This is a genomic window from Domibacillus enclensis (genome assembly GCF_900156125.1).
Taxonomy (GTDB): domain Bacteria; phylum Bacillota; class Bacilli; order Bacillales; family Domibacillaceae; genus Domibacillus; species Domibacillus enclensis.
The window spans coordinates 353,508-374,810 of sequence record NZ_FTLX01000002.1 but is presented as its reverse complement, the minus strand read 5'-3'; the positions used below and the strand labels follow the sequence as shown (position 1 = coordinate 374,810).

At 47.0% G+C, this 21,303-nt stretch carries 18 protein-coding genes; 8 read left to right on the top strand and 10 right to left on the bottom strand.

Going from position 1 to position 21,303, the window contains the following annotated elements; all coding sequences use genetic code 11:
- Window positions 1-59: 59 nt before the first annotated feature.
- From BW952_RS05630 to BW952_RS05615, 5 genes are all read right to left on the bottom strand, one after another.
- Window positions 60-527, bottom strand: coding sequence for an S-ribosylhomocysteine lyase (locus BW952_RS05630; protein WP_045849633.1), 468 nt, complete (start codon window positions 525-527; stop codon window positions 60-62).
- Between the two features lie 30 nt (window positions 528-557).
- Window positions 558-1,109: a YybH family protein gene (locus BW952_RS05625; RefSeq protein WP_052698369.1), complete on the bottom strand. Its 552-nt coding sequence runs from the start codon at window positions 1,107-1,109 to the stop codon at window positions 558-560.
- Between the two features lie 89 nt (window positions 1,110-1,198).
- Window positions 1,199-1,381, bottom strand: coding sequence for a hypothetical protein (locus BW952_RS19230; RefSeq protein WP_156149407.1), 183 nt, complete (start codon window positions 1,379-1,381; stop codon window positions 1,199-1,201).
- A 99-nt stretch (window positions 1,382-1,480) separates the two neighbouring features.
- Window positions 1,481-2,161 carry a response regulator gene (locus BW952_RS05620; protein ID WP_045849632.1) on the bottom strand — a complete coding sequence of 227 codons (681 nt, stop codon included), beginning with the start codon at window positions 2,159-2,161 and terminating at the stop codon, window positions 1,481-1,483.
- A 14-nt stretch (window positions 2,162-2,175) separates the two neighbouring features.
- Window positions 2,176-3,342 (bottom strand): sensor histidine kinase, encoded by a 1,167-nt coding sequence (locus tag BW952_RS05615; RefSeq protein ID WP_045849631.1) that lies wholly within the window; start codon window positions 3,340-3,342, stop codon window positions 2,176-2,178.
- Between the two features lie 321 nt (window positions 3,343-3,663).
- On the opposite strand from BW952_RS05615, the gene BW952_RS05610 reads away from it, so the two are divergent.
- The 3 genes from BW952_RS05610 (at window position 3,664) to BW952_RS05600 (ending at window position 6,851) form a co-directional block, all read left to right on the top strand.
- Complete coding sequence (locus BW952_RS05610) at window positions 3,664-4,302, top strand: YigZ family protein (protein WP_045849630.1); 639 nt, start codon at window positions 3,664-3,666, stop codon at window positions 4,300-4,302.
- 199 nt (window positions 4,303-4,501) lie between these two features.
- A complete protein-coding gene (locus tag BW952_RS05605) occupies window positions 4,502-5,656 on the top strand; it encodes an RNA-guided endonuclease InsQ/TnpB family protein (RefSeq protein WP_045849731.1) in 1,155 nt (384 codons plus the stop codon).
- 151 nt (window positions 5,657-5,807) lie between these two features.
- Complete coding sequence (locus BW952_RS05600) at window positions 5,808-6,851, top strand: LCP family protein (RefSeq protein ID WP_231581283.1); 1,044 nt, start codon at window positions 5,808-5,810, stop codon at window positions 6,849-6,851.
- A gap of 690 nt (window positions 6,852-7,541) precedes the next feature.
- On the opposite strand, the gene BW952_RS05590 is transcribed toward BW952_RS05600, so the two are convergent.
- On the bottom strand, window positions 7,542-8,609 hold the full coding sequence (locus tag BW952_RS05590; protein ID WP_045851719.1) for a glycosyltransferase family 4 protein: 1,068 nt from the start codon (window positions 8,607-8,609) through the stop codon (window positions 7,542-7,544).
- Between the two features lie 221 nt (window positions 8,610-8,830).
- Here BW952_RS05590 and secA2 point away from each other — a divergent pair, with 221 nt between their 5' ends.
- The 4 genes from secA2 (at window position 8,831) to BW952_RS05570 (ending at window position 14,878) form a co-directional block, all read left to right on the top strand.
- Window positions 8,831-11,182 (top strand): accessory Sec system translocase SecA2, encoded by a 2,352-nt coding sequence (gene secA2 / locus BW952_RS05585; RefSeq protein WP_045851720.1) that lies wholly within the window; start codon window positions 8,831-8,833, stop codon window positions 11,180-11,182.
- Window positions 11,183-11,186: 4 nt separating this feature from the next.
- Window positions 11,187-12,086 (top strand): accessory Sec system S-layer assembly protein, encoded by a 900-nt coding sequence (locus tag BW952_RS05580; RefSeq protein WP_045851721.1) that lies wholly within the window; start codon window positions 11,187-11,189, stop codon window positions 12,084-12,086.
- 293 nt (window positions 12,087-12,379) lie between these two features.
- On the top strand, window positions 12,380-13,825 hold the full coding sequence (locus BW952_RS05575) for an MBOAT family O-acyltransferase (RefSeq protein WP_045851722.1): 1,446 nt from the start codon (window positions 12,380-12,382) through the stop codon (window positions 13,823-13,825).
- A gap of 12 nt (window positions 13,826-13,837) precedes the next feature.
- Window positions 13,838-14,878, top strand: a complete 1,041-nt coding sequence (locus BW952_RS05570) for a hypothetical protein (protein ID WP_045851723.1) — start codon at window positions 13,838-13,840, stop codon at window positions 14,876-14,878.
- 177 nt (window positions 14,879-15,055) lie between these two features.
- Here BW952_RS05570 and BW952_RS05565 read toward each other — a convergent pair whose 3' ends face one another.
- From BW952_RS05565 to BW952_RS05555, 3 genes are all read right to left on the bottom strand, one after another.
- Window positions 15,056-16,501 carry a peptidoglycan endopeptidase gene (locus BW952_RS05565; RefSeq protein WP_076496218.1) on the bottom strand — a complete coding sequence of 482 codons (1,446 nt, stop codon included), beginning with the start codon at window positions 16,499-16,501 and terminating at the stop codon, window positions 15,056-15,058.
- Window positions 16,502-16,627: 126 nt separating this feature from the next.
- Window positions 16,628-18,625, bottom strand: coding sequence for a penicillin-binding transpeptidase domain-containing protein (locus BW952_RS05560; RefSeq protein WP_045851724.1), 1,998 nt, complete (start codon window positions 18,623-18,625; stop codon window positions 16,628-16,630).
- Window positions 18,626-18,681: 56 nt separating this feature from the next.
- Window positions 18,682-19,095 (bottom strand): hypothetical protein, encoded by a 414-nt coding sequence (locus BW952_RS05555; protein ID WP_045851725.1) that lies wholly within the window; start codon window positions 19,093-19,095, stop codon window positions 18,682-18,684.
- 257 nt (window positions 19,096-19,352) lie between these two features.
- Between BW952_RS05555 and BW952_RS05550 the strand changes: the two genes are divergently transcribed.
- Window positions 19,353-20,477 carry a M20 peptidase aminoacylase family protein gene (locus tag BW952_RS05550; protein ID WP_045851726.1) on the top strand — a complete coding sequence of 375 codons (1,125 nt, stop codon included), beginning with the start codon at window positions 19,353-19,355 and terminating at the stop codon, window positions 20,475-20,477.
- A gap of 35 nt (window positions 20,478-20,512) precedes the next feature.
- Here BW952_RS05550 and BW952_RS05545 read toward each other — a convergent pair whose 3' ends face one another.
- Window positions 20,513-21,148, bottom strand: a complete 636-nt coding sequence (locus BW952_RS05545) for a serine/threonine protein kinase (RefSeq protein WP_045851727.1) — start codon at window positions 21,146-21,148, stop codon at window positions 20,513-20,515.
- Between the last annotated feature and the right edge of the window lie 155 nt (window positions 21,149-21,303).

The window sequence follows — 21,303 nt, the reverse complement described above, 5'->3', positions numbered from 1 at the left end:
TAAAAAACAAAAAAAGCGGATAAAAGGCGATTGCTTTTATCCGCTTGTTGACATGTGTGTTATCCGGCAAATACTTCTGTCCATTCCTGACGCTTCGCAAGCATGTCGCGCGCGATTTCCTTTGCACCTTCTAAGCTGTGGCTCGCCGCCCAGCCGCATTGCACTTCGTTGCACGCCGGTACTTCTGTTGCTTCAAGGACATCTTGAAGTGTTTTTTCAATGATGGTTAAAATATCTTCATAGTCTTCATGATTGATCACCGCAATGTAATAGCCTGTCTGACAGCCCATTGGACTAATGTCGACAATTTTGTCAGAATGATTGCGGCTGAACTCCGCCATCATATGCTCCAGCGAATGAAGCGCCGGCATCTCCATATGCTCTTTGTTTGGCTGGCAGAAACGGATGTCGTATTTCAAAATTTTGTCGCCGTTTTGCCCTTCCTTTACGCCCGCAAGCCGCACGTACGGGGCTTTTACCTTTGTGTGATCCAAGTTAAAGCTTTCTACATTCATTTCTTTTGTCATGTTTGAAAAACCTCTTTTCTTTTCACTATATCATTCCATGGCAAAAAGGGAAACCTGCTTCCAGCCGCCTTCTTCTTTTTGAAACACCATAATCTGGCGGGTTGTCTGGCTGACTTCTTTGCCCGAGCTGCTGTCTTTCGATGTCGATTCCATATTCATGAATACATTCGCCGTTTCGGCTTCGTCATCGTATTGGATGATCGTCGCGTTTGACGGGGTCATGGTCGCATCAAATGTACGGAAGACTTTTTCAACGTACGCTTTTTCCTCTTCGTAATCAAATGACTCCGGGTTCTCCGAAATGGTCGCCATATACGCGTCAATGTTTTGCTCATTAAACGCCTGCACCTGCTGGTCAAGAACAGCGAGAATAGCAGCGCTTTCGGCTTCCGGTACATTTGCTGCTTCTTCAATTGGCGCTTTCGCAGACGTTGTTTCTTCTTCTGCCGTATGCGTTTCCTGTGTGGCGTTTTGGGTTTCCCCGTCTGATGCGGAGTTTGCTGCTTGATCGCTCTCCTCTTCGCTGCAGCCTGCCAGTACAGCTCCTGCTAAAAGAAAAGCCGGTATCCATTTATGTGTCAACGTTCCTGCACGTCCTTTTAAACCAAATTTTCATCTTCCTCCATTGTAAAAGAAAAACGGTCCGCGCTCAACTGGCGCGAACCGTTTTTTCAATAATAGCGGCGCGGATAAGGCGGTCGCCCGTACAAAATCGGTGTGAGCAGGCTGCCAGTCAGCCCACCAAAAAACCCGCCGAAAAATGGATTGGGATAGCCATAGTAATAAGGAGGCCGCGGCTGATACGGATACGGGGGATACGAATAAAAAGGTGGTCGCTCATATCTTGGACTCATCATCAATCGCTCCTTTCGCCTGTAGTGTATGCAGCGAATCCAGCCGGCGTGACTCACAAAAAAAAAGCTGCCGTTTAGCCGGCAGCTTCGTTTTCTTTATTATCTTACTTCCACCCAGCCTTTTTTAATGGCTGTCACAACCGCCTGTGTCCGGTCGTTTACGTTCATTTTTTGCAGGATGTTGCTCACATGGTTTTTAACCGTTTTTTCACTGATATACAGCGCTTCTCCGATGCCCCGGTTGCTTTTTCCGTCAGCCAAAAGCTGAAGTACTTCGCATTCACGGCGCGTCAGCAGGTGAAGCGGGCGAACAACCTCTGTTTGCTGGAATCCTTTTCCTTTGCCGTCGTCGTTAGAAAGGCGGCGGTAATCAGCGATCAGGTTATGCGTAACACGCGGGTGCAAATAGGAACCCCCGTCCGCCACGACCTTTACCGCTTCAACAAGCTCTTCTGCATCCATTTCCTTTAGAAGATAGCCGAGTGCGCCGGACTGCAGTGCGTGCGTGACGTAGTTTTCGTCATCATGAATCGACAGGATGATCACTTTTGTATCCGGGTATTTATCCACTAATTTACGTGTTGCTTCAACGCCGTTTACTTCGGGCATATTGATGTCCATAATGACAACATCGGGATCGTGCTCTTCAACGAGCGCAAGGGCTTCTGATCCGTCGTCCCCTTCAGCAAGCACCTGAAACGTTTCTTCAAAATCAAGAATCCGTTTTACCCCTTCGCGAAATAGCTGATGATCGTCAATAATAATAATGTTCGTTGTCATTTGTTGTTCCTCCTCTAAGTCAATGCCTGCTCTATAATAGGGACACTTATTAAAACGGCGGTTCCTTCACCCGGCTTTGAATGAATGGTTATATCACCGCTTAGCAGTTCAATCCGCTCTTTCATTCCCATTATGCCAAAAGATCCCGATTTTTTCTCGTTTGCTTCAAACCCTTTTCCATTGTCTTTCACAACCGCTAAAACCTGATCTTTTTTCACTTCTAATTTCACTTGTATAAGCGATGCGTCTGCATGCTTTAATGCGTTTTGAACCGACTCCTGAATGAGCCTGAATAAAGCGATTTCCATATTTGATGGCAATCTTTTTTCAAGCCCTAGATTGACGAACTTAATGTCTGGTACTGAGCCTTGAGACCGGCTGTATTCATTGACCGTCGCCAAATACTTTTTCAGCGTCGGGACAAGGCCAAGGTCATCGAGTGCCATAGGGCGCAGATCATAAATGATGCGGCGCACTTCATACAGCGCAGACCGGACCATTTTCTTCAAGTCTCGTATTTCGGCAAAAGCGGCTTCAACCCCTCTTTCCCGGTACAGCTTTTCAATCAAATCAGACCGCATGAGCACGTTGGCCATCATTTGTGCCGGCCCATCGTGAATCTCGCGCGAAAGACGCTTTCGTTCTTCCTCCTGCGCTTCCATTACCTGGAGTCCAAACGCCTGCTTCAGCTGCGCATCTTCAAGCGCACGGCCAAATTCCTTCATATCCTGTGTTAAATAATTGAGCACGACGGCTGTTTGCGAGACAAGATGCTCCGCCCGTTCAATCGTTGTATGAACCGATGAAAGACGTCGGTCCAGTTCATTCCGGCGATCCATTAGCTGTTTTTCATTTTGGCGCAGCACCAGCAGCTTCATCTGGAGGTCATGTGCCTGCTCATACGCCTTGCGCACAACCTCTTCTGAATAAACTGAAAAATCACGGCTTACCTCTGACAGCCGCTGACGGGCCATTTTCACTTTTCGTTCCAGGTCTTCCTGCTCTAAAATCGACAGATGAATCTGGCTTTTAATTAACTCAAGTTCTGTCATGAGCGTGTCATAATCCGCTCGGCTTTGTTCAGCAATTTGAAAAATCTGGTCCTTGCTCTGGTCGACGGTTTCCACCATTTTGTCCAAAATTGTATCCAGAAGCTTCGTATCTGAATTGCGTATCGACATAAGCGCTTTCCTTCCAACTGTATGATTTAACCCTATACGAAAGGTACAGCCTTTTCTTCTCAGACGCACATCTTTCGGGGGCGGCAATTATACATAGTTTGTGGTTAATAACTCAAAAAAGACCCGGTGAAAACCTCACACGGAAAGGACTATTTCATTATATCACTAGATTAATTAACGAACATTAAAGTTTATTTACGTTTCGTTTAAAAGTATTTCGGATCATGTCTCTTTTCATCCGGACTATTTTCCTTTACGATGATTATCACTACTGAATACCCTTTTTCGAGAAAGATAAACCTGTCTTTAGGAGGAATTTACATGCTTACTGCGTATAACACCATTAAAACGACCAAGGAGCACGAAATTGTCATTCAAAAATCGCGCTTTATCGCTCATACAGCAAGAGCTGAAACGGCTGAAGAAGCCATCGCATTTATAGACCGGATCAAAAAGCAGCATAAAGACGCCAATCACAATTGCTCCGCTTACCTGATTGGCGAGCACGACCACATTCAAAAAGCGAACGACGACGGAGAGCCATCCGGTACAGCCGGTCTGCCTATACTCGAAGTCATTCGCAAGCGGGGGTTGAAGGATACGGTTATTGTCGTCACGCGCTACTTTGGCGGCATCAAGCTCGGGGCAGGCGGATTGATCCGGGCGTACGGAAAATCTGCATCGGAGGGTGTCGAGGCAGCAGGCGTTGTAGAGAGGCGGCTGATGAAAGTCATGACTGCAGCCATTGATTACACGTGGCTTGGCAAAATCGAAAACGAACTTCACGCTTCTTCCTATGAAATTAAAGAAATCCGGTACGGTGAACAAGTAGAGGTTGACGTTTTTGTCGAAGGAACACAGGTGAATGAGTATATGGACTGGATGACAGAGCTGACAAATGGGCAGGCTGTTTACCAGGAAGGCGAGCTTCTTTATATGGAAAAAGACGTCGAATTTTAAAAAAATTTGAACGATATACGCCTTTCGTAGTAAAATAAAAGATGGCTTAAAAATTTGTCGTTACATTTAAAGGAGCACATTAACAGCACCCGAATAAGTAGACAACGATGGACAAAATTAGAAAAAATAACCGATCATATGTTTGGTTTTCTTGAAAAAGGGTAAAGGGATGGTAAACCAGGATAAAGAGGTGAGAACGATGAAAAAAGCGTTTAAAACCGAAATCCGCCTGACGCCTGAGCAGAAAATTAAGGTACATCAAACAATCGGTGTGTGCCGCTATGTGTACAACCTGTATGTGAAGACGGCGCAGGATCATTATAAAGAAACCGGCAAGCATATGAGCGGCTATGATTTTTCGAAGTGGCTAAACAATGTGTACACGAAAGAACACGATCCGTGGATTAAAGAGGTGTCGTCCAAAGCTGTTAAGCAGGCGATTATGAATGGAGACCGGGCCTTTCGCAACTTCTTTAAAGGCTTGGTGCAGTTCCCCCGCTTTAAAAAGAAAAAGCATCAAAAAGTAAAAGCGTATTTCCCGAAAAACAATCTGACTGATTTGACTGTTGAGCGGCACCGGATAAAAGTGCCAACAATTGGGTGGGTGCAGTTGAAAGAGCACGGCTATATTCCGACCAATGCGGCTGTGTCCAGCTGCACGATTTCCCAGCAGGCCGACCGGTATTTTCTGTCAGTACTGTGTGAAGCGGAAGGAACATCGTCAACACAAATCAACAATCATGAGGGAATTGGCGTTGATCTTGGGATTCAGCACTTTGCGATTTGCAGCCACGGGGAACTATTCGGGAACATCAACAAAACGGATACTATCAAGAAAATCGAAAAACGCTTAAAACGGCTGCAGCGGAAACTGAGCCGGAGCTACGAACAAAACAAACAACGAAAGAGAGGTGAATTCTGCGCTAAAAACAGGCAGAAGATGATCCTGCGGGTTCAAAAACTGCATGCTAGACTGAGCCGTATTCGCCAAGCATACGTGCGCTATGTGATTCAACAGCTGGTGAAAACCAAGCCGCTGTTTATCACCATAGAAGATTTAAACGTTCAGGGCATGATGAAAAACCGTCATCTCGCCAAAGCGATTGCCTCGCAAGGATTTTACACGTTCAAACAGATGTTGGCAGCACAGTGCTGCAAGCATGGAATTGAACTCAGGCAGGTGGACCGGTGGCATCCGTCCTCAAAGCTGTGTTCGTGCTGCGGGGAGAAAAACGTCACCTTGCGCCTGTCTGACCGCCTGTTTACGTGTGCTTCTTGCGGGATCGAGATGGATCGGGATGTCAATGCCAGTTTAAATCTGAAATCGGCCACGGCTTATACGATTTTGGCATAAAGTATGAAGAGTAGGGTGGGCTACATCCGAATTCACGCCTGTGGAGAGCCACACAATCGACAGTAGCGGGCACGTGGCGAGGTCGGGTTCGCAGAAGCAGGAAACCTTCTAGCTTAGACATTTGTCTATGTTTTTAGTAGCAGATCAATATATGAGTTCACCCAGTCAACGCATGGGACGGCGCCGCAAAAAAACGCAAAAGCGCCGGATTTTATTTTTTACATTATTCCTTCCCTTGCTGCTTGTTCTTTTCACTGGTGCAGGCTATGGTGCTTTTTTATACAAAAAAGCCGAAACGGTCCTTTCTGAATCCTATATGAACGACGGCCGTGAAAAATCAGATTTGCGAGATGCTGATGTGCATCCGCTCGAAGACAACATTTCCATTTTGTTTATGGGCATTGATGATAACCTGCGCCGGAATTACGGAGATAATACCCGTACCGACGCCTTGATTCTGGCAACATTAAATGTAGAGGATAAAACGATTAAAATGGTCAGCATTCCGCGTGATACGTATACGTATATTCCGGAAGAGGATGATTATAACCGGATCAATCACGCCCATGTTGTCGGCGGTCCTACTGCCACAATTGAAGCGGTCGAGGAACTTCTCGACGTCCCGGTTGACTATTATGTACGCATGAACTTCTACGCATTTGTAGATGTTGTGGATGCGATTAACGGTATTCAGTACGATGTGCCTTACGACTTTAAAGTAAAGGATTCAAGTGACGTCCATTACACAGAAGTGGAAAAAGGCTTGCAGACATTAAACGGCCAGGAAGCTCTTGCCCTGGTTCGTACCCGGAAGGTCGACAGCGATATCGAACGCGGCTTGCGTCAGCAGGAAGTGCTTCAGGCCATTGCTAAAAAAGCGATGTCGATCAATTCGATTACAAAATACGATGAAATTCTGGAAGCTGTTGGGTCTAACATGCGGACGGATATGACATTCAGTGAAATGAAATCACTGATTGACTATGGCAAAAATGATGAAGTGCTTGATTTTGACTCCATCACACTTGCCGGCACAGATGACTTTCTTCCATCCGGCGCCTATGTTTGGCAGCTGGACGAAACCGAGCTCGAAGTCGTAAAAGGCAAGCTTCAGCGCCACCTCGACATCCCGGTTACAGCCAACGATGAAGAGGAAGAATCAGATTGGGAAGACAATACGTACGAAACAGAATAAAAAAAGCGCCGAGTAAAGCTGCTCGGCGCTTTTCATAGTGTTGAAAAACAAACGTGTCAAGGGAATACAGGTATTTCTTTATAATATTTTCTTTTTTATGAGCAAAATAAAGACGGTTATCTTTCTACAAAAAACATACAGGGGCTCCGGGCTGCCGGCTCCGCTTTTCTATGTGGCGAACGCTGAACCAGCCCAAAGTGCGCGGCTGTTTCAGCCTGTCCGCTCGTCACATGGAAGTCTCCGCCGACCTCCCTGCGCCCGTTGTGATTCTAACGAAACAATGGTAAGCAGTGATGATAATAAACGGATTGTTTTCAATGACGAACAAGAGGCTGTATGAGCAGAAGCTTCTCTTCTTTCACATAAAGAGCAGAATCGTCTTTTATTCCTCTTTCATTCCGCTCCTTTTTGGATTTTGACAACGGCTTTTCCTCCCCACCAGGGCGGCTGGCGCAGGACGAAGACTCGGCAGGGATCAGCGGGGCAGGTGAGATCCACTTTTGGAGCGTAGCGACAAAAGTTAGCTCACCGCCCGCCCCTCCGAACGCGAAGTCCTGCAGAAGCCGCCCCGACTGTGTTGGCGCAAGCACAGTCGCTTTGAAAAAGAGAAATTGTCACCTGATTTCATAGACACACTCTTTTTTTCATCAGCATAAAAAAAGCCGAGCAGCTTTGCTCGGCATTCTTTTCTTACATATTCTTTTTCGTCCCGCTTCTGACAAAGTTCAAGAGCGGCTTGTAGTCGTTGCTGATTAAGCCGACGCTTTCGACAAACAGCTCAATCGCGAGGGTAATGACGGCCATCATGATAATGGCTCCCCAAATCGTTGCCATCGAAAAGATAATCGCCGCCAGACCAAACATCATCGCAATCATGTAAATGATCAGCACCGTTTGTTTGTGCGTATAGCCTGTCCGAAGAAGACAGTGATGCAAATGGGATTTGTCCGGCGCGGAAATCGGCTGCTTGTTCAGCTTCCGGCGGATAATCGCAAAAATCGTATCTGAAATTGGCACACCAAGGACAATAATTGGAATAATTAACGAAACAACGGTGATATTTTTAAAGCCGAGCAGTGAAACGACTGAAATAATGAAGCCGAGAAACAGCGCGCCTGTATCCCCCATGAAAATTTTCGCAGGGTGGAAATTGTACTTTAAAAACCCGATTGTGCTGGCCGCCACGATGAGCGCGATGCTCATAACGTATACATCGCCTTTTAAAAAGGCCATGAAGCTGATCGTAAACAACGCAATTGTTGAAACGCCGGCCGCTAAACCGTCCAGTCCATCAATCAAGTTGATCGCATTTGTAATCGCAACAATCCAGATAATCGTCAACGGAATGCTTAAAAAGCTGTTAAATTCAATGCTTCCACCAAACGGAAGGTTAAAGAAGTCCAGTCGAACATCTCCATACACAACAACGACTAGCGCAGCGGCAATTTGGCCGGCCAGCTTCACTTTAGCTGAAAGCTCGAAACGGTCATCGAATACTCCCGTTAAAATGATAATAAAGCTTCCGATGATGATTGCCGGATTCATGAGCGGCAGATCATACGGGGCGACCGGACGCAGAACGAGCATCCCAATGAGGAAGCTGATAAAAATCGCCAGCCCTCCCATGCGGGGCATGATCCGCTGATGCACTTTCCGGTAGTTCGGCTTATCAACGGCTCCAATGGCGATGGCAAATTTCTTCACAAGTGGCGTAAGGGCAAGTGAAGCCAGTACGCATACAATAAACGCAACAACCATGAGATCCTCCTCTTGTTGGCCAGAAAAATAATCTATTTGAGATGTCTTTTATATTTCTATTTATCCTCAACTTCAACATTATAATCGCAAACCATTATTATATCCACCATTAACTTGAAAAAGACGGTATATTTTCTTTCATGCTCTCTTCTGTTAAGATAAGGATGGACTAAAAAGCCGTTGAAACGGTTTCTTGGCACGTACTTTAGGGAGTGAACAACGTGGTCTCATTGTTTCGTAAAAAAGATGCCGGTGAGCGGCAGTTAAAATCATATAAAAAAATCGTTGCTTCCATTAATGAGCGGGAAGCGGAAATGGAAGCCTTAACCGATGAACAGCTGCGGGCAAAAACAGCTCATTTCAAAGAGCAGCTTGCTTCCGGCACGCCGGTTGATGACATCACGGCCGAGGCGTTTGCGGTTGTGCGCGAAGCCGCCAGACGTGTGCTGGGCATGCGCCATTACGATGTGCAGCTGATCGGCGGTCTGATTCTGGCCGGTGCAAACATTGCGGAAATGGCTACGGGTGAAGGAAAAACGCTTGTTGCGTCATTGCCGAGCTATTTGCGCGCACTTGAAGGAAAAGGTGTTCACGTTATTACCGTCAATGAATATTTAGCAAAGCGCGACCGTGACACGATCGGTCCCCTTCATGAGTTTCTCGGCTTAACGGTCGGCTTAAACCTGCCTTTAATGGATTCAAAAGAAAAACAAGCCGCATACAACGCGGACATTACATACGGCGTTGGCACAGAATTCGGATTTGACTACTTGCGAGACAATATGGTCTGGCACCCGACCCAGCGCGTTCAGCGCCCGTATCATTTTGCCATTATTGACGAAGTGGACAGCGTCCTGATTGATGAAGCGAAAACACCGCTGATCATTGCCGGCAAAATGCCGCCGGCGGCTGACCTTCATTCTATTGGCGCTCGTGTCGCGAAACGATTCGTCCGCGATGAAGATTATCATATGGATGATGAAACAAAAGCAGTCAGCTTAACAGACGGCGGCATTGAAAAAGTGGAAAAAGCGTTTGGTGTTGATAATTTATACGAGCTTGAGCATCAAACGCTGTACCATTACATGATTCAAGCGGTGCGCGCTCATGTGATGTTTGAACGGGACGTCGATTACATTGTGAAAGACGGCGGCATTCTTCTCGTCGACATGTTTACAGGCCGGACGATGGAAGGCCGGACGCTTTCAGACGGTCTTCACCAGGCTATTGAAGCGAAAGAAGGCCTGGAAGTAACTGATGAAAATAAAACGCAGGCATCCATCACTATTCAAAATTATTTCCGGATGTATCCGTTCTTATCCGGCATGACCGGCACGGCGAAAACCGAGGAAAAGGAACTGCTTGACGTGTATAACATGCAGGTGATCAAGGTGCCGACAAATCGCCCTGTTCAGCGGGTCGATATGCCGGACCGCATTTACCGCACGTCCGATGAAAAATATGCGGCGGTAACAGCTGAAACAGCCGCTCGCCATGCAAAGGGGCAGCCCGTGTTAGTCGGCACTACCTCTATTTTGCAGTCAGAAAAAATTGCGGATTATTTTAAAGAAGCGGGATTAACGTTTGAGATTTTAAATGCAAAAAGCGTTGAGCAGGAGGTTGAGCTAATTTCACGCTCCGGACAGCGCGGTCACATTACAATTGCGACCAATATGGCTGGACGCGGAACGGATATCTTGCTCGGCGATGGTGTTCCGGAGCTTGGCGGCCTTCACGTTCTTGGAACCGAGCGGCATGAATCGCGCCGCATTGACAACCAGCTGAAAGGCCGGGCTGGACGGCAGGGAGATCCCGGCTCCAGCGAATTTTTAATTTCATTGGAGGACTCGATGTTCCGCCGGTTCGCGAAGGACGACCTCGCGAAAATCGAGAAAAAAGTGCAGACCGATGAAAACGGCCTTGTGACGAATAAAAAAATGCATGAGTTTGTCGACCGTGTGCAGCGAATTGTTGAAGGCGCCAACTACGCGATGCGCGAATACAATTTAAAGCTGGATGATGTCATCAATGAGCAGCGCGGCGTTATCTTCGGTCTGCGCAACGGCATTATTGATGACGACTCACAAAAAGAGCGCCTGATTGATCTGATTAAGCGGTCGACGAGGGAAGAAATTGACTTTCATTGCGATGAAGATACGGCGCCTGAGGAGTGGCCTCTTGACCGCCTTTCCGGCCACCTGCAGGCGATGTATGCCGGACGTGCTGTTCCGCTGCCGGAAGAAGCCGCAAACAAAAAACAAGTGGAAAAAGCCATTGAGCCGGTTCTGGCTGAATATGCGGAATGGATCGACAGCCACTATGAGTCCGATTGGGACGACTTAATTAAACGAATTGCCACAGCGGATATTGATGCCATTTGGGTCCAGCATCTTGAGAAAATGACCCGCTTAAAGGAAGGCATTGGCCTGCGTCACTATCAGCAGGAAGACCCGATGCGCATTTATGCACGGGAAGGCCTGCAGCTGTTCCAGACCTCATATCGTGAGCTGCTTCGTTCCGTTTCCACCAAAACGGCTGCTTTACTGACTGAATTAATGAAAAAGGAGAAGTGATCGCATGTTTTCTTTCTTTAAACGAAAAGGAAAAAATGATGAAACCTTAAAAAATGACGGGCGCGAAACCTCCATTTCCGCTGGCGACGTAACAGGAGAAGCAGCAGAGCCTGGTCAAGAGGAAGTAACAACAGACTTGTCCCTGCATCCGTCTCAAACCGTTTCACAGGAGCAGATGTATGTCCTTCGCTTTTTAAATAACGAATTGCCGCCGCTGAAGCGGAATCAGCTGTCCTTATCTGGTATCGAATGGAATGAGCAGCCGAACGGCATCGCCGTTTCCGCTTTTGTTCGCAATACCGTTAACCGCGAAATCACACTTGGAGATGTCCCGCTTCTCCTGCTGAATGAAAAAAACGAATTAAAAGCGCGTGACACATTCAACTTAAAAGAAGTCGGCGCCCTTCCAGCTGATTCAAGCCGGCCGTGGACGTTCCTGTTCCCTTCCGCTTCCTTTCAAAGCGGCGTGGAGCTTGGCAAGGAAAACTGGTCCATTGCCTTTGACCTGACCAACCGCAAGCATCAGCTGGATCTTGATGAGAAATGGGACGCGACACTTCCGAACGAACAAAAAGAAAACTTAAAGAAAATTGTCGAAAAGCTCGGAAACCCTGCTAAGAATGAATTAAACTTTACCGGATTAAGTGCAGCCTCACTTGAAAATGGAAACTTGAGCATTTCCCTTTTGATCCGCAACGGCTACGAGCGCAATGTGAATATTGAAAAGCTTCCGCTTCAGCTGCTCGATGCAAACGGCGAGCTGGTTGCCCAGGGCCAATTCAATGTCGGCGACTTTGAAGTAAAAGCCAACACGACCAAGCCGTGGACATTCGTTTTTCCGGCCTCTCTTATTCAAAAAGAAAAGCCAGATCTCTCCAAATGGAGTGTTCGTGTTACAAAATAATAAAAAAGTGCCCGAAAGTCAGCCTGTTGACTTTTTCGGGCACTTTTTTGTCATAGACAGGAAAAAAAGCACCTGCCATAATAGACAGGTGCTCACAGCTTTTACCAACCACGTTCTAGCAAAACGAGTTATTTTACATACAAAACGGAAACTATATGTCCATTTTATCATATCTTTTTCCACTTACAACTCTTTTTTGAAAAATGAGGCGGTCTCTTGCCTTATTGTCGAAAAAGAACGGCTGTAGTATGATTAATGCTGTCGTTATTCGTTTCTCTTTGGAGGAGATTTCGTTGATTTTTAATTCATTTGAATTTCTTTTTTTATTTTTGCCGATTGTTTTTCTTTTGTATTTTCTTTTAAATAAATGGAGCTTTCCGGCAGCGAAAACCTGGCTGCTTCTCAGCTCGCTGTTTTTTTATGGCTTTTGGAACCCGGCATATTTGCCGCTTATTTTGATTTCATTGCTCATTAACTTTATGGCCGGCAGCTACCTGGGCAAGGACCATCCCGACCGCCGCCGTAAAGTAGTGCTGACATTCGGTATTCTCTTTAACGTGCTGCTTCTCGGCTACTACAAATATTACGACTTTTTTGTGGAAAACATCAATGTCCTGTTTGGAGCGGACCTTGTGCTGAAGAATCTTCTTTTGCCGCTCGCGATCAGCTTTTACACCTTTCAGCAAATTGCCTACTTGGTTGATTCATACCGTAAAGAAACAAAGGAATATAATTTTTTGAATTACGGTCTATTCGTCACCTTTTTCCCCCAGCTTATTGCGGGACCGATTGTGCACCACAGTCAGGTGATGGATCAGTTTCAGTCACTGGAGAACCGGCGCATTCAGTCAAGAAACATTGCACTCGGTGCCTTCGTTTTCAGCATCGGCTTATTTAAGAAAGTGGTGATCGCGGATACCTTTGCGGCGTGGGCGAATCAAGGCTATGCGATGGCCGACAGCTTGACGTTCGTGGACAGCTGGCTAACGACACTGGCGTACACATTCCAGCTTTATTTTGACTTTAGCGGCTACTCCGATATGGCGATCGGTGCCGGGCTGCTGTTTAACATCCACCTGCCGCGCAACTTTTTCTCGCCTTATAAAGCAAAAAGCATTCAGGATTTCTGGCGGCGCTGGCATATTACGCTTTCGACGTTTTTAACGCAGTATATTTACATTCCCCTCGGTGGAAACCGGCGGGGCAAAACAAGAACCTACATTAATATTTTCCTTATCTTTCTGATCAGCGGCTTCTGGCACGGTGCCGGCTGGACATTCGTTGTATGGGGGATTCTTCACGGTGTTGCCAGCATGATTAACCGTGCGTGGACGCTGTCAGGACGAAAACTGCCCGGCCCTCTCGCCTGGCTGTTAACATTTAGCTTTGTTCATTTCGCCTGGGTATTTTTCCGGGCGCCGGATATGCAGACTGCGTTTAGTGTTATTGGCAGCATGCTTGGCTTAAACGGCGTACTTCTCCCGAAGGATCTGGTCCAAACGCTTCATTTGCCGCTTGGCAGCCCGGTGCTGTTTAACTTTCAGCTCGGCGCGCCGTTTATTGAAGTCTTTCTTTGGACCGCAGCGGTTATGATTCTATGCCTGCTTGCGAAAAACTCAATCCAGCTGCGGGATGAATTTACACCGAAGCCGTGGATTGCAGCGGCTGCCGCCATCATGTTCGTTTATTGCGCACTGCAGCTGCAAAAGGTATCTGAATTTCTTTATTTCAACTTTTAAGGTGGGATCTGCGTGACGCAATCCAGACAATTTGTTTTACTCTTTTTTCTGATATTGTTTCTAACACTCGTTCCGCTTGCTGCGTTTAACTATGCGATTGACCCTCTCTGGACATTCAGCTCGAAAAACGAATGGAATGATCACCAGGATGTCATCGATGAACGGCAGCAAAAAACAAACCGGATGTACTATCAGCCGTTTTCATACGACACGATTCTGCTTGGCTCCAGCCGGTCAACCTACGTGGATCAGCATCAATTCGATCAAATGAACGTCTACAATTATTCTGTCAGCAACATGTCGATCCGTGAATATGATACGTTCCTTGCATTTGCCAAAGAGCAAAGCGCAGAACCGGTACAGCGCGTGATTCTCGGTCTTGATTTTTTCAAGTCATCGGTGCAGGAAAGCAGCAAGCCTTACTCGTTGACCAATTACGAGACAAAGCTGGAAGATCCACTGTACCGGTTTAAAAATTTGCTGTCACTGGATACATTCAAGTACTCCTGGGCTAACGCGCGCATGTCGAGGACGGATGAAGTGTCGCTCGAGCGTGTATACAGCCGGGAGAATGTCGCCTCTGCGCGGAAAATCTCGCAGGAAGAACTTAACGAAAACACGAAAGAGAAGATTGAGCGCTTTAAAGAAGAGTTTTACGGAGACAGCTACGTCTACAACCCAAGATACAAAGAGTTTTTGCAAATCTTTAACGAACGGCACCCAGAGGTGGAGAAAATCGTTTATACGACGCCGATCTCAATGGAATTGTTTGACGCTCTCGTTGAAACCGGCCACTTATCTGATTATGAGCAGTGGCTGCGCGATCTTGTCGAGGTGTACGGAGGCGTGTACAACTTCATGTATCCGAATGACGTCACAAACGACTTATCTAACTACTTTGACGGCCATCACTTTTATCCCGAAACAGGCACCAAAATAGCCGAACGCATAAATGCCGGACCTGACGCGGAAAGTTCATTTGGTGTGTATGTGACGGAGGACAACATCGACAGCCACCTGCAGCAAGTACGCGACACAGTCATGCAGCCATAACGAAGAGCCGAACGAATGCCGTTCGGCTCTTTTCTGTTTATTGGCGCAATTATGAAAAATAAGGCGCAATTCACGTGGAATTGCGCCTTAACTGTGATTATTGCGCCATAATCCAATGTATTGCGCCTTAACTGTGATTATTGCGCCGTAATCCAATGTATTGCGCCGTTTTCTTTTTTAATAAAACCGCTTAAAGCTTGTAAACTTTGATTTAAAATACGAGTTATCGAGGCTTGAAACCGTCACGCCGGCTGATGAGCTCGCGTGGATGAACTGGTTGCCGCCGATGTAAATGCCCATGTGGGAAATGCCTTTTTTATACGTGTTGCTGAAAAAGACGAGATCGCCTGCTGCCGGGCTGGATATTTCGTAAGAGCGATTGTAAAAACCTTCTGTGTTTGTTCGGCTTATGCTTTTGCCTGCTTTTTGATACGCATAATAAATAAAGCCACTGCAGTCAAAGCCCGATGTAGAAGAGCCGCCCCATACGTATGGTATGCCTATGAGGGAATTCGCTGTACTGATCAGCCTGGACGTATTGTACCCACCTGAAGAAGACGGATTGGTCACCTTTACCGGTGTTGTGCTTGAGCCAGACCCGCCCGCTGTTTTTAATTTTTGGCCAACGAAAATGACATCCGATTTCAAGCTGTTCATTTGCTTTAAAGATGCGACCGTCATGCCGCTTCTTGATGCAATCAGACTTAAAGAATCGCCGCTTTTCACTATGTATGTGCCATTGGATGTAGAGGCAGCGGGTTTTGTTGTGGTGACCGGCTTTGTAGTAGTCGATGATGCACTGCCGCCGGTCTTCAGATTCTGGCCAACATAAATCACGTCAGAAGAAAGACCATTCAGCTGTTTAAGTGACGCAACGCTCGTTTTGTAACGGGAAGCGATCACGCCCAGTGAATCACCGCTTTTTACTGTGTAGGTCCCGGATGCACTGGTTGATGGCTTTGTACCGGTCGACGCAGGCTTGCTTGCGGTTGTTGCTTTGCCGCTTACCTTCAGCTTTTGCCCGACGTAAATAACATCGGACTTCAATGCATTCAGCTGTTTAAGTGAGGCAACACTCGTTTTGTAGCGGGAAGCGATCACACCTAAAGAATCACCGCTTTGGACGGTATACGTGCCCGTCGGTTTTGTGGTCGTCGTGTTCCCGGCTGCCGGTTTGCTTGTTGTGGCCGCTTTGCCGTTGACCTTCAGCTTTTGTCCGACAAAAATCAGGTCGGACTTCAAGCCGTTCAGCTGCTTAATTGACGCAACTGATGTTTTGTGGCGGGAGGCAATGGCACCAAGTGAATCACCGCTCTGGACGGTGTAGGACGAGGCTGCCGCTGCTGAAAAAACAAGGACTTCCTCCGTGCTTTCCGTTTGCTCCTCCTGCTGCAGCTGCTCGTTCTCCTCTTCTGACACAACGAGCTGATCATGAATGGACAACGCGTCTGATTGAAGGTCATTCAGCTCCTTTAGCTGAACAACGGACAGCTTGTATTGATTGGCGATGCTGAATAGCGTGTCTCCCTGCTTTACTGTGTACAGCTCTGAAGCTTCAGCAGCCGCAGCGCCGCCTGCTGAAATAACAGCTGCTGCTGCTAACGAAATAACCGTTTTATTCATTGAATCGCTCCCCTACTCTCACCTTACACTCTCTCATTCTATCGTCTCTTATTCTCCTTTTTTCAGCATATTCCTTTATATATAAATATTTTAGTTCTATCAACCTATAAAATAACCTAAATTTCCTTATTTATTATACGTCATCCACTTCGTATAAAAAGCTCCTGCTTTTTCGGCAGCTGCTCTGCTGCCGCCCGCCTCAGCCGCATCTTCAACCAGAAGAGCCAGTACAAAAGCTGGGTTGCCGGCGTCATATGAAACGAATAAGCCATTTTCCTTGCCGGTCGTTCCCTGCTCCGATTTAATTTCAGCTGTGCCTGTTTTTCCGGAGATCGTCAGCCCTTCAATATTTGCCGGCCGTCCGGTTCCGCGCTCAACCACGCCTCGCAGTCCATTTTGAATGGACGCAATTTGCTGCTCCGAAACCAGATCCTTTTTCCAAACAGAAGGCTCTGCATCTGCCAGCAGCAGCGGCGTCATCAGACTGCCGTTATTTAAAAAGGTGCCGTATACGGAAGCCAGGTGGGTCATGCTCGTTAAGACTTCCCCTTGTCCATAGCCGGTATCCGCAAGTAAAATCTCTGAATCAAAGCTGCCGCTGTTAGAGATTTGGGATTCGCGGAGCGGATAGGCAAATGGATTGTCTTCCCCAAACCCAAAGGAAGAAAGCCCTTCTTTCATTTGATCTGCTCCCGTATCCAGCGCCGCCATCGCAAAGTAAATGTTATCAGAAGCGACGATGGCGGATTCCAGGTCAACCGGCGCCGAGGATTCACTCACCCGGGTCACACGGTAATTCCCCCACGAGGAATCTTTTTGCCACTGCAGCCCTGTGATCGTTTTTCCTTCCACCGGATTCAGCTTTCCTGCTTTCATCGCGATAGAGGCGGTCACCGGCTTGATCGTGGAACCTGGTGAATACGCTGCTGCAAAGCGGTTTAACAGCGGCTGCTTCGGATCATCCTGCAAAGCGGTATACTGCTCCCCTGACAGCCCGAGCGCGAACGCATTTGGATCAAACGACGGCGATGAAACAAGGGCAAGAACATGCCCTGTTTTCGGATCTACGGCAGAGGCTGTACCCGGATCGCCTTCATACTGTTCATACAACATTTTTTGCAGCTCGGCATTAATCGTGACCGTGACATCCTGCCCGTTTTGAGGCTCTGTTTTCGCAATAATGACCGGTTCCGCTTTTTCCTTGTCGATAAAAATTTGAACACCATCTGTTTCTTTCAGTTGTTCCTCGTATAACTGCTCCAGCCCTCTTTTGCCAATTTGATCGCCTTGAGCGTATCCTTCATTATCTTTTAGCTCTTCTGCGTTAATTTCACCCGTGTAGCCTGTTAAGTGAGCGGCAGCTGCACCATATGGGTATTCTCTAACCGGCTTTGCAGCAGAGGTGACCCCGGGAATCGCTGTCGCTTTTTGGATGAGTGCTTTATTTTGCTCCGAAACGGTTTTTAATGGAACAAAGTAGCCTTCCTGCACCCAGCTCTGGCCCAGCTGTTCATCAATAAATGCTTTTTCAACTCCAAGAAGTACAGCAAACGACGCTTTTCCTGCTTCATCAATGGCTCCAGCATTCACCCCAATCTCCAGCGCAGATCCGTTTACAGCAAGTGAACTGCCATTCCGGTCAAAAATCCGGCCACGCTCGGCTTCAAGTGCTTGAATGCGCACTTTATCTCCTTCACCATAATCAGGAAGCAAAAAAGACGGGTCCCAGTCAATCAGCCACGCTTCGCCTTCCTCTGTTTCTTCAAGCTTCATCACCGCTTCTTTCTCAAAGGAAACCGGTCCTGCCAGCGTATCCATTTCGACGCTGAAGGGCAGGCGTGACGTCTGTTCGTTGTCTTCTTTCACGTCTTCTTCAGCTGGAAGTGTGACAGCCACGTTCTCAGCTTCGATATCACGCATAATCTTTCCGTATTGTTCAACAAACTGCTGCTCTGTTATAGAAGCTTTCGTTTCTTCCGTAAACAGAGCATACATGCCATTGTAATCGTCTTCTTTCCATTCATTCATATAGTCTTCAAGCACGGTTTCAGGTGATTCAGGTCCACTGCAGCCGGCGATCAGTGCCACCGATCCAGAGAACAGAAAAAGGGCAAAACGCTTCATTCTATACCGCTCCTTTCTATCTGTCATTTTAGTATAACAGAAAAAACAGCCCTGTTTCAGGCTGTTGGAATTCGAATTGTCAGCACGCGGTCAGAAGAAACAGACGCGTGATTACTGAAGGACCGAACGGATAAAAATTGGATTACTTTCCCTTTTCGAATAAAAAACTGTTTGAAGATTCCATCCAGTAATGTGTGCGAAAAGCTTTTGGCCGTGACGGCTGTTAAATGAAGATATCCCTTTGGCAGGTTGTATTCAACCATAATCTCCTGCCAGACTCCACCTTGTGCAACGAGCAGTTTAACGGCACCCTTTGTTCCCAGTGCCCATTCCTTGTTTCCACTAGATGCGTGACTTGAAAACTCTGCATCCATTATGACTCCGTCTTGATAAACCGTCATAAAACGAATCGTCCATTCTGCGTGGCAGCCATTGACAAAAATAAGTGAACTCTCCATCGATTTTTCCATCCGACTCTCCTTTACCATTTCATCACTACCTTTTACCTATTTTCGACAATCATCTCCATTTTCCTCCATCTTTTTGTGTTTCTGGCCATTTTATTTTTTCAATTTGAAAAGAAAACACATTTCTCTTTATAAAATGGTTAAACGGGCGCTAAAAAAGGAAAAGTATTTGAAAAAGATAAGAATTTTCAGTGTTTTTCAACCCAAGCGTATAGTTTTCGCTTATACTAATAAAAAGAAAGACTGGGGGAGGGCTTGCGATGGCTCAAACGGATCTGACATTTGAAAATAAACTTCTTGAGATTTTCGAACATTTGCATGCACATCCAGAAATCAGCTGGAAGGAAATTGAAACGACGGCTTATATATCACGGTTGTTAACGGAGGAAGGCGTTCGTTCTTATACATTTGATGACTGTACCGGACTCATTGCTGAAATCGGCAGCGGCTCGCCGGTGATAGCCGTCCGGGCAGATATTGATGCCCTGTGGCAGCAGGTAGACGGAGAATTCCGGGCCAATCATTCGTGTGGACACGATGCGCATATGTCGATCGTCATCGGCGCGATTTTATCATTAAAAGACGAGGTTGGCGAAGACAGCGGAACGGTCCGCTTTATTTTCCAGCCGGCAGAAGAAAAAGGAACGGGAGCGTTAAAAATGGTCAGCAAGGGCGTCGTTGATGATGTCGATTATCTTTTTGGCATCCACCTGCGACCCATTGAAGAGGTACCTTTCGGGAAAATTACACCGGCCGTTCATCACGGCGCTGTTGCTTTTCTGCACGGCAAAGTGATTGGCGATGACGCGCATGGCGCACGTCCTCATCAAGGAGTGAACGCCATCGAAGTCATGTCCTCTTTAAGCCGTCAGCTGAATACGATTAACTTTTCTCCATTTGAACCGTATTCTGCGAAGATGACTCATATCGAAGCAGGCGGAGAAAGCTTGAATATTATTCCCGGCTCCGGCAAATTCGGCCTTGACGTGCGGGCGCAGCGAAACAAAGTGCTGCTGGAGCTTCAAAAAGCGGTTGAACACAAAATGGAGCAGATCAGCTTGCTGTATGAAGTGAAAATTGATTACGAATGGATGGATTTCACGCCTGCCGCTGAAGTATCGGAGGATGCAGCTGCCTTTTTGCGAAAAGGAATTGTGGAGGTATGCGGTGAAGATGCACTGGCAGAGCCGCTGATCACATCCGGAAGCGATGACTTTCACTTTTATACGATTAAGCGGCCTCATATTAAAGCCTGCATGATGGGGCTTGGCTCTGGGCTTGCACCGGGTCTGCACCACCCGAATATGACCTTCGACAGGCGCATTATTAAAATCGGGGCAGAAACACTCGCAGCCAGCGTCCGGCACGCACTGCAAGAAGGATAATTGGATAAACAAAACAAATCCGCAGCGGCGTCACGTCACTGCGGATTTTTTGCTGCTGTCCGATGAACCGGAAGCAGCCGCATTTTATAAAGCAATCCAAGCGTATTCAACAGACGCTTCGGCCATCGCTTCGGGAAAAAAGGCTTCGTATAAAATACGGAATAGGCTGTTTTTATATCTTCCCAGTTCATACAATCCTTTTCCTGGCGAAAGCGGGCTACATCAATAATCATGGTGCTGCCTGTGCTTGTGACCATAATATTGCGCAGGTGCACATCAGACGGGTTTAAGCCTCTTTTTCGTGCAGACAGCAAAGCTTGATCGGCTTCTTGAATATGGCGGGTAGAGATGTCGATGCCTTCTTCCAGACACTGAAAAAATGTTCTTCCCTCCACCCAGTCAATGACGATATAGGTGCCGCCTGCTTCATAAAGAGTCGGATACTGCGGGATGCCTGACAGCAGCCGGTAAATATCCGCTTCTTCTTTGGCGATGTGCACTTTATCCGGGTAAAAGACCTTGAGCGCCTTGTTTGTATCAGCAATTCGAAAAACAGCGGCACTTCTGCCTTCTCCTGCAAAAGACAGCCTGGAATCAGTGACAATCGGCCGCCAATGTCCGCCCTGGCGCTTGAAGCGGATGCTTTCTGCATAGTGCTTATACCGTTTCATGGTCATTCCTTCTTTCTTCTTTCTTCTATTATATACGGGTGAACCCGTAAAAACGATTCATTTGTTTTCATGTAAAGCGGCTAATTTTTTAAGAATGAATTCCCCCCCCCCTTAACGCCAGAAAAAGAAAAATAACGCTGATATCTCCTCGGCTA

Bases quoted from the DNA above. Each gene is read 5' to 3' on its own strand.
- BW952_RS05630 (WP_045849633.1), bottom strand. From the start codon at position 527: ATGACAAAAGAAATGAATGTAGAAAGCTTTAACTTGGATCACACAAAG.
- BW952_RS19230 (WP_156149407.1), bottom strand. From the start codon at position 1,381: ATGAGTCCAAGATATGAGCGACCACCTTTTTATTCGTATCCCCCGTAT.
- BW952_RS05620 (WP_045849632.1), bottom strand. From the start codon at position 2,161: ATGACAACGAACATTATTATTATTGACGATCATCAGCTATTTCGCGAA.
- BW952_RS05615 (WP_045849631.1), bottom strand. From the start codon at position 3,342: ATGTCGATACGCAATTCAGATACGAAGCTTCTGGATACAATTTTGGAC.
- BW952_RS05610 (WP_045849630.1), top strand. From the start codon at position 3,664: ATGCTTACTGCGTATAACACCATTAAAACGACCAAGGAGCACGAAATT.
- BW952_RS05605 (WP_045849731.1), top strand. From the start codon at position 4,502: ATGAAAAAAGCGTTTAAAACCGAAATCCGCCTGACGCCTGAGCAGAAA.
- BW952_RS05600 (WP_231581283.1), top strand. From the start codon at position 5,808: ATGAGTTCACCCAGTCAACGCATGGGACGGCGCCGCAAAAAAACGCAA.
- BW952_RS05590 (WP_045851719.1), bottom strand. From the start codon at position 8,609: ATGGTTGTTGCGTTTATTGTATGCGTACTGGCTTCACTTGCCCTTACG.
- BW952_RS05580 (WP_045851721.1), top strand. From the start codon at position 11,187: ATGTTTTCTTTCTTTAAACGAAAAGGAAAAAATGATGAAACCTTAAAA.
- BW952_RS05565 (WP_076496218.1), bottom strand. From the start codon at position 16,501: ATGAATAAAACGGTTATTTCGTTAGCAGCAGCAGCTGTTATTTCAGCA.
- BW952_RS05560 (WP_045851724.1), bottom strand. From the start codon at position 18,625: ATGAAGCGTTTTGCCCTTTTTCTGTTCTCTGGATCGGTGGCACTGATC.
- BW952_RS05555 (WP_045851725.1), bottom strand. From the start codon at position 19,095: ATGGAAAAATCGATGGAGAGTTCACTTATTTTTGTCAATGGCTGCCAC.
- BW952_RS05550 (WP_045851726.1), top strand. From the start codon at position 19,353: ATGGCTCAAACGGATCTGACATTTGAAAATAAACTTCTTGAGATTTTC.
- BW952_RS05545 (WP_045851727.1), bottom strand. From the start codon at position 21,148: ATGAAACGGTATAAGCACTATGCAGAAAGCATCCGCTTCAAGCGCCAG.